15 protein-coding genes are annotated in these 12,332 nt (G+C 68.4%); 7 read left to right on the forward strand and 8 right to left on the reverse strand.

From position 1 onward, the window contains the following. The first annotated feature begins 441 nt into the window (after positions 1 to 441). Both Q8S38_RS17010 and Q8S38_RS17015 read left to right on the forward strand, forming a co-directional pair. Complete coding sequence (locus Q8S38_RS17010) at positions 442 to 2,466, forward strand: M23 family metallopeptidase (protein ID WP_305681571.1); 2,025 nt, start codon at positions 442 to 444, stop codon at positions 2,464 to 2,466. Between the two features lie 112 nt (positions 2,467 to 2,578). Further along, positions 2,579 to 3,496 carry an AEC family transporter gene (locus Q8S38_RS17015; protein ID WP_305681572.1) on the forward strand — a complete coding sequence of 306 codons (918 nt, stop codon included), beginning with the start codon at positions 2,579 to 2,581 and terminating at the stop codon, positions 3,494 to 3,496. 9 nt (positions 3,497 to 3,505) lie between these two features. Here Q8S38_RS17015 and gluQRS read toward each other — a convergent pair whose 3' ends face one another. Further along, positions 3,506 to 4,402, reverse strand: coding sequence for a tRNA glutamyl-Q(34) synthetase GluQRS (gene gluQRS, locus Q8S38_RS17020; protein ID WP_305681573.1), 897 nt, complete (start codon positions 4,400 to 4,402; stop codon positions 3,506 to 3,508). 105 nt (positions 4,403 to 4,507) lie between these two features. On the opposite strand from gluQRS, the gene Q8S38_RS17025 reads away from it, so the two are divergent. Next, positions 4,508 to 5,149 (forward strand): DNA-3-methyladenine glycosylase family protein, encoded by a 642-nt coding sequence (locus Q8S38_RS17025; protein WP_305681623.1) that lies wholly within the window; start codon positions 4,508 to 4,510, stop codon positions 5,147 to 5,149. Positions 5,150 to 5,164: 15 nt separating this feature from the next. Here Q8S38_RS17025 and Q8S38_RS17030 read toward each other — a convergent pair whose 3' ends face one another. Together Q8S38_RS17030 and Q8S38_RS17035 are read right to left on the reverse strand one after the other, a co-directional pair. Beyond that, complete coding sequence (locus Q8S38_RS17030; protein ID WP_305681574.1) at positions 5,165 to 5,944, reverse strand: HpcH/HpaI aldolase family protein; 780 nt, start codon at positions 5,942 to 5,944, stop codon at positions 5,165 to 5,167. A 175-nt stretch (positions 5,945 to 6,119) separates the two neighbouring features. Further along, a complete protein-coding gene (locus Q8S38_RS17035) occupies positions 6,120 to 6,443 on the reverse strand; it encodes a DUF1476 domain-containing protein (protein WP_305681575.1) in 324 nt (107 codons plus the stop codon). 344 nt (positions 6,444 to 6,787) lie between these two features. On the opposite strand from Q8S38_RS17035, the gene purC reads away from it, so the two are divergent. From purC to purQ, 4 genes are all read left to right on the forward strand, one after another. Continuing rightward, entirely contained in the window at positions 6,788 to 7,582 is a 795-nt protein-coding gene (gene purC, locus Q8S38_RS17040) for a phosphoribosylaminoimidazolesuccinocarboxamide synthase (protein ID WP_305681576.1), read from the forward strand. A 13-nt stretch (positions 7,583 to 7,595) separates the two neighbouring features. Further along, a complete protein-coding gene (locus Q8S38_RS17045; RefSeq protein ID WP_305681577.1) occupies positions 7,596 to 8,204 on the forward strand; it encodes a hypothetical protein in 609 nt (202 codons plus the stop codon). A gap of 82 nt (positions 8,205 to 8,286) precedes the next feature. Further along, positions 8,287 to 8,529, forward strand: coding sequence for a phosphoribosylformylglycinamidine synthase subunit PurS (purS, locus tag Q8S38_RS17050; protein WP_305681578.1), 243 nt, complete (start codon positions 8,287 to 8,289; stop codon positions 8,527 to 8,529). Positions 8,530 to 8,533: 4 nt separating this feature from the next. After that, the gene (purQ, locus tag Q8S38_RS17055; protein WP_305681579.1) at positions 8,534 to 9,229 is read left to right on the forward strand and encodes a phosphoribosylformylglycinamidine synthase subunit PurQ; all 696 of its coding nucleotides are present in this window, start codon (positions 8,534 to 8,536) and stop codon (positions 9,227 to 9,229) included. 116 nt (positions 9,230 to 9,345) lie between these two features. Here the strand turns inward: purQ and Q8S38_RS17060 are convergent, their stop codons facing one another. The 5 genes from Q8S38_RS17060 to ccmA all read right to left on the reverse strand — a co-directional run bounded on the left by Q8S38_RS17060 (position 9,346) and on the right by ccmA (position 12,281). Beyond that, on the reverse strand, positions 9,346 to 9,966 hold the full coding sequence (locus Q8S38_RS17060; RefSeq protein WP_305681580.1) for a DsbE family thiol:disulfide interchange protein: 621 nt from the start codon (positions 9,964 to 9,966) through the stop codon (positions 9,346 to 9,348). After that, a complete protein-coding gene (gene ccmD / locus Q8S38_RS17065) occupies positions 9,963 to 10,136 on the reverse strand; it encodes a heme exporter protein CcmD (RefSeq protein WP_371125909.1) in 174 nt (57 codons plus the stop codon). The genes Q8S38_RS17060 and ccmD overlap by 4 nt, the downstream gene beginning before the upstream one ends. Positions 10,137 to 10,149: 13 nt before the next feature. Next, positions 10,150 to 10,911, reverse strand: coding sequence for a heme ABC transporter permease (locus Q8S38_RS17070; RefSeq protein WP_305681581.1), 762 nt, complete (start codon positions 10,909 to 10,911; stop codon positions 10,150 to 10,152). A 108-nt stretch (positions 10,912 to 11,019) separates the two neighbouring features. Continuing rightward, entirely contained in the window at positions 11,020 to 11,688 is a 669-nt protein-coding gene (gene ccmB / locus Q8S38_RS17075) for a heme exporter protein CcmB (RefSeq protein ID WP_305681582.1), read from the reverse strand. Further along, positions 11,685 to 12,281: a heme ABC exporter ATP-binding protein CcmA gene (gene ccmA / locus Q8S38_RS17080; protein WP_305681625.1), complete on the reverse strand. Its 597-nt coding sequence runs from the start codon at positions 12,279 to 12,281 to the stop codon at positions 11,685 to 11,687. The genes ccmB and ccmA overlap by 4 nt, the downstream gene beginning before the upstream one ends. Positions 12,282 to 12,332: the final 51 nt, after the last annotated feature.

The raw sequence follows: 12,332 nt of genomic DNA on the forward strand, positions 1-12,332 counted from the left end.
AGACGGCGAAGCAACCGATCTCTCGGCTACAAGGCCTAACGTCCTAGTGGAGCGCAGAAGAGGCGCCGCTCAGCGGCGGCGCCGTCTCGATGTGCGGTTTATAGGCGCCACCCCCGCAAACTGTCAACACGCTTTTTGAAAGTTTTTCGACAGTCCGGCCGGACGCGTCGCAAACACCCGCGTTCCCGGCCGGCCCGACATTATGTTCGCGCGCGCGCGTACGCGGCGCGCGAGGGTCGCCCGCAAACAGCCGCATTCGCCCGGCAAAGCCACCTTCCAGGCCGGGCGGATTGATTCCGGCCGGCGACGCGGGCATGGTTCCCGCGCCGCCTCTCGCTGTGAGGGGCGCCCCCAGGGCCCTGTTCGCGGGTTTCGTTCACTCAGAGTCCTCCCGGGCCACTTGCCCGGGGTCGTCGTCTCAGGATCGCCAGACCACTCACGATGAACGCCCATCCCGAGTTCACCCTGCCGGCCGAACCGCTCGCCCCCGAGGCAGCGGCGCTTTTGGTCGATCTCGGAATCGAACCGCCAATCCAGCCCGAGGGCGCCAGCCAGCAGCCGCTCGATCGACGCGGTGTCTCGCTGCGCTGGCTGGCGGCCTGTGCGCTCGTCGGCTCCTGTGGCGCGGCGCTTCTCGGCGCCGCGATCCTGGTGGCGATGCGCGGCGACACCGGCATTCCCGAACAGCCCGAGGCCGTGACCGCGCGGGCCTCCTCGGCCGCGGGCGATGGCGGCGGGGCCCGCAAGGCCGACAAGCTGGTCGCCGATCAGCCGGTGATGGCGGCGCGCCATTCGGTGCGGGCGCCGATGTCGCAGCGGGTCGGCAATCGCGAGGTCATCCGCGTGCGGCCCTTCGTCAGGCTGGCCTCCAGCCTCTCCCTGACGACGGGCGTCTACGCGACCAACATTCCGCCCTTCAATCCGTTGCGGCTTTTCGCCGAAGGTGGCCAGCCCAACGAGCGCTACGCCGAGCCGATTCTTGAACTGCCGGACGCCGACGTCACCATCGTCAAGCGTGACCTCGCCGATGTCGTGGTACCGGCGGGTAAGCCGCAGCTCGGCGACGCGGAGGTCATCACGCAGATCGAGGAGGAGCGGGCCAACCTCGCCAGCGCCGGCCGTCAGCGCGCCCTCCCGATTCCGCCGCAGCTGATGCTGAGCCGGACGCTCGGCAACGCGCCCGCGCCGGCCCAGGACCTTCTGTCCTATGCGCCGTCGACCGATACCCGCTTCTCGGGCATCGAGGTCCGCGTCGTGCCCGAGAACGTCACCAATGCGCCCAAGACGCCGATCGCCGCCAGCCGCGAGCCGCTCGTCGAGGAAAAGCTGCTACTGGCCAAGCGCGGCGAGAATTTCGAGCAGGTGATGCGGGCGGCCGGGGCGTCCCCCGACCAGATCCGGGCGATGATGCAGGCCTTTGGCGGCCGGGTGCGGACCGCGCCGCTGCCCGACGGTCAGGTTCTGCAGGCCCTCTATGCCCCGGGCCTCAATCCCGGCGACGCCCGCCAGATCGTCCGCGTTTCCTTGATGACCAACGGCCTTCCCGACGGCACCGTCGCCGTCAACGACAGGGGCGCCTTCGTCTCCGTCGTCCTGCCCAAGCAGGACGTCGTCGGCCCGCAGCGCCCGCAGCGCAAGGTCGACGACGAGGATGACGAGGACGATGAAGGCGGCGGCGCCCGGCTCTATGAGAGCCTCTACGAAACCGGCATGCGTCACGATCTGCCGCGGCCGCTGATCGACGAACTCGTCCGCATCTTCTCCTATGATCTCGATTTCCAGCAGCGCGTCCGCGGCGGCGACACTCTCGAGGTGATCTTCACCGAGGAGGACGAGGGCGAGCGGGCGGAGATCCTGTCGGCCTCCCTCACCATCGGCGGCGAGACGCGCCGCGTCTTCCGCTATCAGGCCCCGGAAGACGGGCTGATCGATTACTTCGACGACGACGGCAAATCGCTGAAGAAGTTCCTGCTGCGCAAGCCGATCGCCGAAGGCGAGATGCGCTCGGGCTTCGGCATGCGCTACCACCCGATCATGCGCTATTCGAAGATGCACACCGGCATCGACTGGTCCAACCGGATCGGCACGCCGATCCTCGCCGCCGGCAACGGCACCGTGATCAAGGCGGAATGGGATTCAGGCTATGGCCGGCGCATCGAACTCCAGCACGCCAATGGCTATGTCACGACCTATTCGCACCAATCCGCCTTCGCCAAGGGCATCGCGCCCGGCGTCAAGGTGCGGCAGGGGCAGGTGATCGGCTATCTCGGCTCGACCGGTCTCTCGACCGGCCCGCATCTGCATTACGAGGTTCTGGTCAACGGCAATTTCGTCAATCCGATGAAGATCCGCGTGCCGCGCGGCCGCGAGCTGCAGGGCACGACCCTGGCGGAGTACAAGCGTCAGCGCGACGAGATCCAGGGTCTGATCGAGCGGGCCGGCGGAGCGGTCGCACAACTGCGCTGAGCGCATGACGGCGGTTCTTGCGCGTCTCGCGCCTGCACGGATCGCTTGACTTCCACCCCGCGAGGCCACACCGGCAGGAACCTGTCCCTCCTGCCCCCGCCGGTGTCGCACCATGCTCGCCGCTCTGCTCGTCGTCCTGCCCGTCTTCGGCCTGATCGCGCTGGGCTACCTGGCGCGCTGGTCGAAACTCCTGCGCGAGAGCACCGGCGAGGGCCTGTCCGACTTCGTCTTCGTGCTGGCGGTGCCCTGCCTGCTGTTCAGGACGCTGGCCAAGGCGGAAATCCCGCAGGCCCAGCCCTGGGGCTACTGGATCGCCTATTTCACCGGTCTGGCGATCGTCTGGGCGCTGGCGATGCTGATCGCGAGCCGCCTGTTCGCGCGCAAGGGCCCCGAGCTCGTCGTCTCGGGCTTTGCCGCGGCGCAATCCAACACGGTCTTCGTCGGCGTACCGATGATCCTGAAGGCCTATGGCGAGGCCGGCGCAGTGCCGCTCGGGCTGCTGCTGGCGGTCCATCTGCCGGTGACCATGACGGCCGCGACCCTGCTCGCTGAGGGCCGCAGCGCCTCGGTCCCGATGATGCTGCGGCGGCTCTTCACCCATCCGATCATCATCGGGATCATTCTGGGCGTGCTGGCCCGCCCCATCGTCGGCACCCTGCCGGAACCGTTCTGGACGCTGATAGACCTGATCTCGGCCGCCGCCGTTCCCTGCGCGCTGATCAGCCTCGGCATCGCCATGCGCCGCTACGGGCTGGAATCGGGCCTCGGGCTTCCCGCCGCCCTCAGCGCCCTCAAGCTCGGGCTTCACCCGCTGATCGTCTATCTGCTTGCGACGAAGGTCTTCGACATGCCGGCTCACTGGGCCGGCGTCGCCGTGTTGTTCGCCGCCTGCCCCTGCGGGATCAACGCCTATCTCTTCGCCGAGCGCTATCGCCAGGGCGTCGCCGATGCCTCGAGCGCGATCACGCTCTCGACGCTGCTGTCGCTGTTCACGACCGCCGCCTGGCTGACCTGGCTCGGCGTCGGCTGACAGCGCCCCTCAGGCAAAGCCCAGTTGGCGCCTCAGCGCCGCGGCGGTGAGGCCGCGCATCCGCAGATCGGCCAGGCTCTCCGACTGGCGGCTTTTGGCGAGCTTGCGCCCGGCTTCGTCCAGCAAGAGCTCATGGAAATGGTAGAGCGGGGTCGGCAGGCCCAGAAGCCGCTGCAGCAGGACATGGATGTCGGTCGCCGCCTCGAGATCGCGCCCCCGCACGACATGCGTGACGCCTTGCAGGGCGTCATCGACGACCACGCAGAGATGATAGCTGGCGGGAACATCCTTGCGCGCCAGCACGACATCGCCCCAGCGCGCCGGCTGCGCCGCGACGATCTGCGACGAGCCGCTGGCATCGAAGACGCGGTAGCTCAGCCCGGCCGCCGCCATCGCCAGGGCCCGCCCCATGTCGAGACGCAGCACATGCGGCTCGCCCGCCGCCATGCGGGCCTGCGCCTCCGCCTTGTCGAGGGCGCGGCCCATCCCCGGATAAAGCGCCACCCCATCCGGATCGACCGGCCAGGGCCGGCCGGAGGCGGCCTCTTGCGCGCAAACCGCCGCCCGCACCGCCTCCCGCGAGCCGAAGCAGGGATAGAGCAGTCCATGCCGACGCAGTTCGTCGAGCGTCGCGGCATAATCGTCGAAATGCTCCGACTGGCGCCTGACCTGCGGCGCGAAGGTAAGGCCGAGCCAGGCGAGATCCTCGTGCAGCGCCTGCTCCAGCGCGGGCGTGCAGCGTTGCCGGTCGATATCCTCGATCCGCAGCAGCAGGCGCCCGCCCATCGCTGCCGCAAAATGCTGATTGGTCAGCGCCGACAGCGCATGGCCGAGATGCAGCCGGCCGTTCGGGCTCGGCGCGAAACGGAAGACGGGCTGCGCAAGTGCGGGAGAGGACGGGAGCATGGCTCTTGTCTAGAGTCGGAGGCGGGCAGGGCCAAGCCGCGAGACCGGCCAAGCGCGGACACTGCTGACGCCAACAGGCATCGGAACCGGCTAGCGGGACGCATGATGCACAAGATCACCGGCGACGCCGATCTCGAACAGGGCATGACCATGCTGTCTGCGCTCGACCCGCGCTGGACTGCGATCATCGCGCGCACGGGGCTGCCGCCGCTGCGCCGGCGCGAGGGCGGTTTTCCCGGGCTCGCGGCCATCATCGTCTCGCAGCAGCTCTCGGTCGCCAGCGCGCGTGCCGTCTGGGCCCGCGTCGAGACGGTGCTGGCGCCGCTGACGCCGGAGCGCATTCTGGCGGCAAGCGACGAGGAGATGCGGTTGTCGGGCCTGTCGCGCCCCAAGCAGCGCACCTTGCGCGCCACTGCCGCCGCGCTCGCCGAAGGGCGACTGGCGTTCGAGGCCCTCGACGACGCGACGCCGGAGCAGGTCCACGCCCTGATGACGGCCATCTCGGGCATCGGTCCGTGGACGGCCGACATCTATCTGCTGTTTTGCCTGCACCACCGCGACGGCTTCGCGCCGGGCGATCTGGCGATCCAGGAAGCCGCGCGCGTCGCCTTCGATCTGCCCGCGCGCCCCAGGGCCGCCGAGCTGGAGGCCCTGGCCGAGGCCTGGCGACCCTGGCGCGGCGTGGCGGCCCGGTTGCTCTGGGCCTATTATGCCACGCTCAAATCGCGCGAGGGGATCGATGCCTGAGCGCTATCGCAGGCCTCAGCGCGACAGGATTTTCAGCGCGGACTGGGCGGCGCTGCGCAGGAAGGCGGTGTCGCTCATCACGGTCACGAGCTTCGCGCCCATATCGAGGAAGGCTTTCGCCCGCTCGGCCGACTGCGCGTAGATCGCGACCGGCTTCCCCACGGCAGAGGCCCGCGCGATGATATGGCGTATCGCTTCGTCGACCTCGGCCGACAAGGCATTGACCTCGCGGCCGCCCGAGAGCGCGATCGAGAGATCGGACGGGCCGACGAAGACGGCGTCGATGCCCTCCAGCGCCAGGATGTCGTCGAGAATCGCCATCGCCTCGCGCGTCTCGATCATCGCGAAGGAGAGCGAGAAGCGGTTGGCCTCGCGCAGATAGCCGTTCTGGTCGAGCCCGGAGGCCGCGAGCCCGCCATAGCTGCCCCAGCTGCGCTCGCCCATCGGCGGATATTTCGACGCGGCTGCGAAACTGCGCGCGTCGGCCATGGTGTTGATCATCGGGGCGATGACGCCGGAGACGCCGGAATCGAAGAGTTTCGAGACATTCTGGAATTCGCCGACGGGGATCCGCGCCAGCGCCGGCTTGCCGGCGGCATTGATCAGCGGGATTGCCGCGATGACGTCTCCCAACGTGATCGGCCCGTGCTGCATGTCGAGCGTGATCGCGTCGAATGCTTCGCGCGCCAGCACGCCGGCGATCGCGGGATCGGGCAGGCCGCACCAGGCCGAGACGATGCTGTCGCCCTTGGCGAGACGGTCGGCGAGAGACGACAGGACGGTCGATGGGAGCATGGCGCGTTTCATCCGTTGCAGGCCCGCTCTTGATGCGGCGGGCGGCTGCGCCACGTTGGACCGGGCAAGGCTGGAAATGCAAACGGGCGCCCATGCGCCCGCTTCATTCTCGCCCTGCGTTTTTGAAAGTCAGGGGCCGCAATTGGCCCGGGACCCCTTCTGCTCAAGCTGAGCGTCAGCGGCCGGCCTGGATTTCCTCGGCCGCACGGATCAGCAACTCCGCCATCACGCGCCGAAGCTCCGCATCGGCGACCGACACGCCGGCAGCGGCGAAGTCGCCGGTGACCTTGCGCACCACATCCTCGTCGCCGGCCTCCTCGAAATCGGCCACGACCACCGACTTGGCGTAGACATCCGCATCGGGACCGGCCTTGCCGAGCTTCTCCGCAGCCCACAGCCCGAGCAGCTTGTTGCGCCGCGCCGTCGCCTTGAAACGCAGCTCTTCGTCGTGGGCGAACTTGTTCTCGAAGGCATCCTTGCGCTGATCGAAGGTCGACATGCGTTTTGTCCTCTTGTGAAAAAGCGGGCCCGACGCGGGCGCGGAAAGCGAGCTTGGCAGCCATATAGGGTGCCCGGGCGAACACGACCAGCCCGGAATCAAACCGTCCCGCCAAGGCGTGGCTTTGGGCGCGCCTCGGACCGGTTTGTTGCGTTTGCGGTGCAGAAGGCCCATATAGCGGGCGCTACGGTGGCCCTCGCGGCCGCCGGCGCATTGAGCCGGCCGGCAGCGCGGTCTACGCTGATTCCAACCTGGTCGGAATCAGCACGGATTCGTGCAGGATCGGCTGATCAGGGGCCCAGATCCCGCCGCGGGGCAACCCGCGTCCAGAGAAAGGCCGACCTTTGGATTTCCTCAAGCCACGGTATATCCCAATGAATCGCCGCCGTCGCATCTACGAAGGCAAGGCGAAGGTCCTCTATGAGGGTCCCGAGCCGGGAACACTGATCCAGCACTTCAAGGATGACGCCACCGCCTTCAACGCCAAGAAGCATGAAGTGATCGACGGCAAGGGTGTGCTCAACAACCGCATCTGCGAGCACATCTTCTCCAACCTGAACGACATCGGCGTCCCCACGCATTTCATCCGCCGGCTGAACATGCGCGAGCAGCTCATCCGCGAGGTCGAGATCATTCCGCTCGAAGTCGTCGTGCGCAACGTCGCCGCCGGCTCGCTCTCGACCCGCCTCGGGCTCGAGGAGGGCACGCAGCTGCCGCGCTCGATCATCGAGTTCTATTACAAGAATGATGCGCTGGGCGATCCGATGGTCTCCGAAGAGCACATCACCGCCTTCGGCTGGGCGACGCCCCAGGAAATCGACGACATCATGGCGCTCGCCATCCGCGTCAACGACTTCCTCTCCGGCCTCTTCCTCGGCGCCGGCATCCGTCTCGTCGATTTCAAGATGGAATGCGGCCGTCTCTGGGAGGGCGAGATGATGCGCATCGTCGTCGCCGACGAGATCAGCCCCGATTCCTGCCGGCTCTGGGACGTCAAGTCCAAGGACAAGCTCGACAAGGATCGCTTCCGCCGCGACATGGGCGGCCTGATCGAGGCTTACACCGAAGTGGCCCGCCGCCTCGGGATCCTCGGCGAGAACGAGAAGGTCGGTCCGGCCGGCCCGCGCCTCGTCCAGTAAGCCAGCCTCCCGCATGGGCTTCGGCACCAGCAGGTCTTCGATCTTGAAACGGGAGCGTTCGCGCTCCCGTTTCCATGTCGTGTCCGCGGTGCTTTGCGGCGCGCTGCTGCTTTCAGCCTGCGCGGGGCGGTTCGGCTTCGGCATCGCCGAACTGCCGGCCTCCCAGGGTTGGGAACCCCTGCCGATCGGCTCCTGGGTTCTGAACGACGGTCTCGAGGCCAGGACGATGGTGTTCTGCCCGCGCGCGAGCTGCACGCAACAGGGTTTCGCCTCGGTTATTGCCTTCTCCGGCGACGAGGCTGCCCGAATCGAGCAGGCGTTGAACGCGGATCCGGCCCGGCTCGCCAGTCTCTTCTCCAAGCCGCCCGCCGACGAAGCCCGCACGCGCAAGACGGCGCGACCGAAAGGGCCGCCCAAGAGCACCACAAGCGTCTCGCGCTTCGAGGCCGAAGGCGTCGCCGGCCTGCTCGTCGAGATTGCCGCCAGCGACGGCTCCGGCAAGAGCGCCACGACGGCCATCCTGCATGGTCGTGAGGCCGAACGCCTGCTGGTCGCGCTGGCGGTCTCCGCCGACGCCGCGACGGCGCGCCGCGATGCGGTGGCCGCATGGCGCAGCCGCTGATTCACGTGAAACGGCGCGCAACGGTTGAGCCGGCCTCGATTCGCGGTTAAGGCAGCCCGATCAAGCCCGTCCGGAGAGCCCCATGAAAGCCCGCGTCACCGTCACCCTCAAGACCGGCGTGCTCGATCCGCAGGGCAAGGCGATCGAGGGGGCGCTGAAGTCCCTCGGCATCGACGGTGTTGGCTCGGTCCGCCAGGGCAAGGTCTTCGACATCGAGCTGTCGGGCTCAGACAAGGCGGCCGCCGAAGCCGCGCTGAAGACCGCCTGCGACAAGCTGCTCGCGAACACCGTGATCGAGAACTACCGCGTCGAGATCGGGGCGTGATCCGATGAAAGCCGCCGTCATCACCTTTCCCGGCTCCAACCGTGACGGCGACGTCGCCAAGGCGCTGAAGCAGGCGGGCGCCAGCGTCGCCCACATCTGGCATGCCGACAGCGAGCTGCCTGATGGCACCGATCTCGTCGTGCTGCCCGGCGGCTTCTCCTATGGCGACTATCTGCGCACCGGCGCCATCGCCGGCCGCGCCAACATCATGGACGCGACCCGGGCCCACGCCGCCCGCGGCGGCTTCGTGCTGGGCATCTGCAACGGCTTCCAGATCGCCTGCGAGGCCGGGCTCCTGCCTGGCATCCTGATGCGCAACGCCGATCTGAAATTCGTCTGCCGTCGCCAGTACCTCACGGTCGAGCGCGCCGACACGCCCTACACATCGGCCTATGCCAAGGGTCAGGTCGTCGATGTCTGCATCGCCCATGGCGAGGGCAACTACATCGCGGACGCCGAAACCCTGGCGCGGCTCGAGGGCGAGGGGCTGGTCGCCTTCCGCTACTGCGATGCGCAGGGAAACGTCACGGCGGCCGCCAACCCCAACGGCTCGCTGAACGGCATCGCCGGCATCTATTCGCCTGGCTTCAACGTGCTGGGCCTGATGCCGCACCCCGAAAACCTGATCGATTCGCTGACCGGCGGCACCGATGGGCGCGGGATGTTCGAAAGCCTGATGGGCGGGAAGAAGGCGGCATAGGGCCGTCATCCTCGGGCGAAGCGAAGCGCAGACCCGAGAATCTCAGGCCGGAAGGAAGCACCGATGGCTTCGCGTCCTGAGATGCGCGGGACCAGCCCGAGCATGACGCGCTTACCTCACCGCCCCGTCATCGCCCGCGCCAGCATCTTGCCGGCGCTCTGCGCATCGAGCGGGCCGACATGCTTCTCCAGGATGCGCCCATCGGGCCCGATCAGAAACGTCTCCGGCACGCCATAGACGCCCCATTCGATCGCGGCGCGGCCCGTGCGGTCGACGCCGACGGCCGAATAAGGGTTGCCGAGCGCTCCCAGGAAACGCCGGGCGTTCTCCGCTTCGTCCTTGTAGTTGATGCCGACGACCGCGACCCGGCCCGCCTTGACGGCCGGCGACTCCGCCATCGCGACAAGGAAGGGATGCTCGACCCGGCAGGGCGCGCACCAACTGGCGAAGACGTTGACGATGGTGGCCCGTCCGGCCGCAAGATCGCCCATCGCCAGCGTCGGCACCGGTCGGCCATCCCGCTGCAGGCCCTCCAGCGCGGTCAGCGTGATCGCCGGCGCGGGCTTACCGATCAGCGCCGAGGGCACCTTGCTCGCATCGCCCGCGAACAGCCCAACCAGGAAAACCACTGCGAGCGCACCAAACAGCAGCAGCGGCAGCAGGAACAGAAGCGGCGAACGGCGGCGCGGGGCGGCCTCCGCGGGCCCATCCACCCGAACGTGCTCGCTCTCGCTCATGAACGGCTCCGATCGGAACGACGGCCGATGCCGCGCTGCTCCAGCTCGGCGAGTGCCCGTGTCTGCGCCCGGTGGTCGAGCAGGATCGAAAGGATCAGCCCGCCCAGCACAACCGTGACCGCGGCATAGGACGCGAGGATGAAGCCGGCATGCGGCCCGAGATCGCTCATGATCGTGCCCCGCTCATGCCGGCGCGCTCTCGGCCGAGAGCCGGTCTAGCCGCTCCGCTTCCAGGATCGTCAGCGTACGCACCCGGCGCCGCATGATTTCGGCCCGCATCGCGACCAGATGCAGCACCAGCGCGAGGCCGGTGAACCCGACCGCCAGGATCAGCAGCGGCCAGAGCATGGAGGCGTGGATCGTCGGACCGTCGAGCCGCAGCACCGAGGCCGGCTGATGCAGCGTGTTCCACCAATCGACCGAGAACTTGATGATCGGCACGTTGACGAAGCCGACCAGCGTCAGAATCGCCACCGCGCGCCCGGCCTGGGACGGCTCGTCCAGCGTGCGCCAGAGCGCCATGATGCCGAGATAGATCAGCAGCAGCACCAGCATCGAGGTCAGCCGCGCATCCCAGACCCAATAGGTGCCCCACATCGGCTTGCCCCAGAACGCGCCGGTCAGCAGGCAGATCAGGGCGAAGGCGGCGCCGATCGGCGCGGCGGCCTTCTGCGCGACATCGGCGAGCGGATGGCGCCAGACCAGCGTGCCGAGCGCCGAGAGCGTCATCATCGTGTAGAACATCATGGCGAGCCAGGCGGCCGGCACATGCACGAACATGATCCGGATGGTCTCGCCCTGCTGGTAGTCGGCCGGGGCCACGAACCAGGCGAGATAAAAGCCCACGACCAGCAAAACCCCTGCAATGCCGGCCACCCAGGGCAGGAGCACGGCCGAATAGCGCATGAAGCGCGTCGGATTGGCCAGGTCGATCAGGCTAGCCATGGCGCGGCGCGTGGCCTCTCTTCTTCATTGGTCGCGTCAGCATGTAGCAACCGCCTCGGGCCGCGACAATGCGGACACCCCCATGCATGGGGTCGCAGCCCCAACGGTTCACCCGCTCTGCCGCAAAGCCGCCGCCGCCGCCAGCGTCCCGACGACGATCGCCGCCAGAGACAGCGCACACAGGATCAGGAACGGGGTCGCGAAGGGAATGGTCCCGCCCAGGGCCGCATTCGACGCCGAAACACCGAAGATCAGCACCGGCACCGTCAGGGGCGCGACCAGCACGGGCAGAATCAGCCCGCCCCGCCGCAGGCCTGCGGTCAGCGCCGCCGCGCCGGCGCCGATGAAGCTGAGCGCCGGTGTGCCGACGAGCAGCGTCGCCGCGACCGGCAGCATCGCCTCGCCCGGCAATGCGACGAGGAGCCCGAGCAACGGCGCCGCCAGCGCCAGCGGCAGGCCCGTCGTCAGCCAATGCGCCAGCCCCTTGGCCAGCACGGCGAGTTCCAGCGGCAGCACGGACGCGCGGATCAGATCGAGCGAACCATCCTCCTCATCGCCCTGGAACAGCCGGTCGAGCCCGATCAGCATCGACAGCAGCGCACCGAGCCACAGGATGGCGGGTCCGATCCGCGACAAAAGGTTCAGGTCCGGCCCCAGCGCGAAGGGCACCAGCACGACGATCGTAAGGAAGAAGACGAGCGCGAGTTCGCCCCCGCCCCCGGCTCGCGAGGCGAGCGCGAGATCGCGCTTCAGGATGGCGAGGAAGGCGCGGGTCATGGCCCGATCTTCACTTCGCGCACGCCGTCCAGCCCGAGCGGGCCATGCGTCGCGGCCAGGATCGCTCCGCCCTGTGCCAGATGCTCGCGCATCAACCCGCTCAGCATCGCCTGCGCGGCGGTGTCGAGCGCCGACATCGGCTCGTCGAGCAGCCAGAACGGCCGCCGCGCCACCAGGAGCCGCGCCAGGGCGACGCGGCGCCGCTGCCCGGCCGAGAGATATCCCACCGGCAGAGCCGCGACATGCGGCAGGCCTACCTTCGCCAGCGCCTCGGCCGGCGAAAGCGCGGCGTCTCCCAGCAGCGCCTGGGCAAAGGCGAGGTTTTCATGCGCGCTCAGCGCGGTTTTCAGCCCGTCGCGATGCCCCACCACATGGCTGAGCTCGACGGGCGCCACATCGGGAGCGCCCTCAACACGAATCGTCCCGGCCTCCGGCCGCAGCTGCCCGCACAGCATCGCCAGCAGGCTCGACTTGCCGGCGCCGTTGCGCCCCGTCAGCGCGATTGCCTCGCCCGAGCGCAGCCGGAACGAAAGATCGGCGAAGATCAGCCGGCCGCCACGGCGGCAGGTCAGCGCGTCGGCCTCCAGGGTCAGGATCGGATCGGATGAGGGGGTCAAGCGACAGGCATCTTCCGGAGCGTCAGG

It is taken from the genome of Allobosea sp. (assembly GCF_030695125.1).
Lineage (GTDB): Bacteria > Pseudomonadota > Alphaproteobacteria > Rhizobiales > Beijerinckiaceae > Allobosea.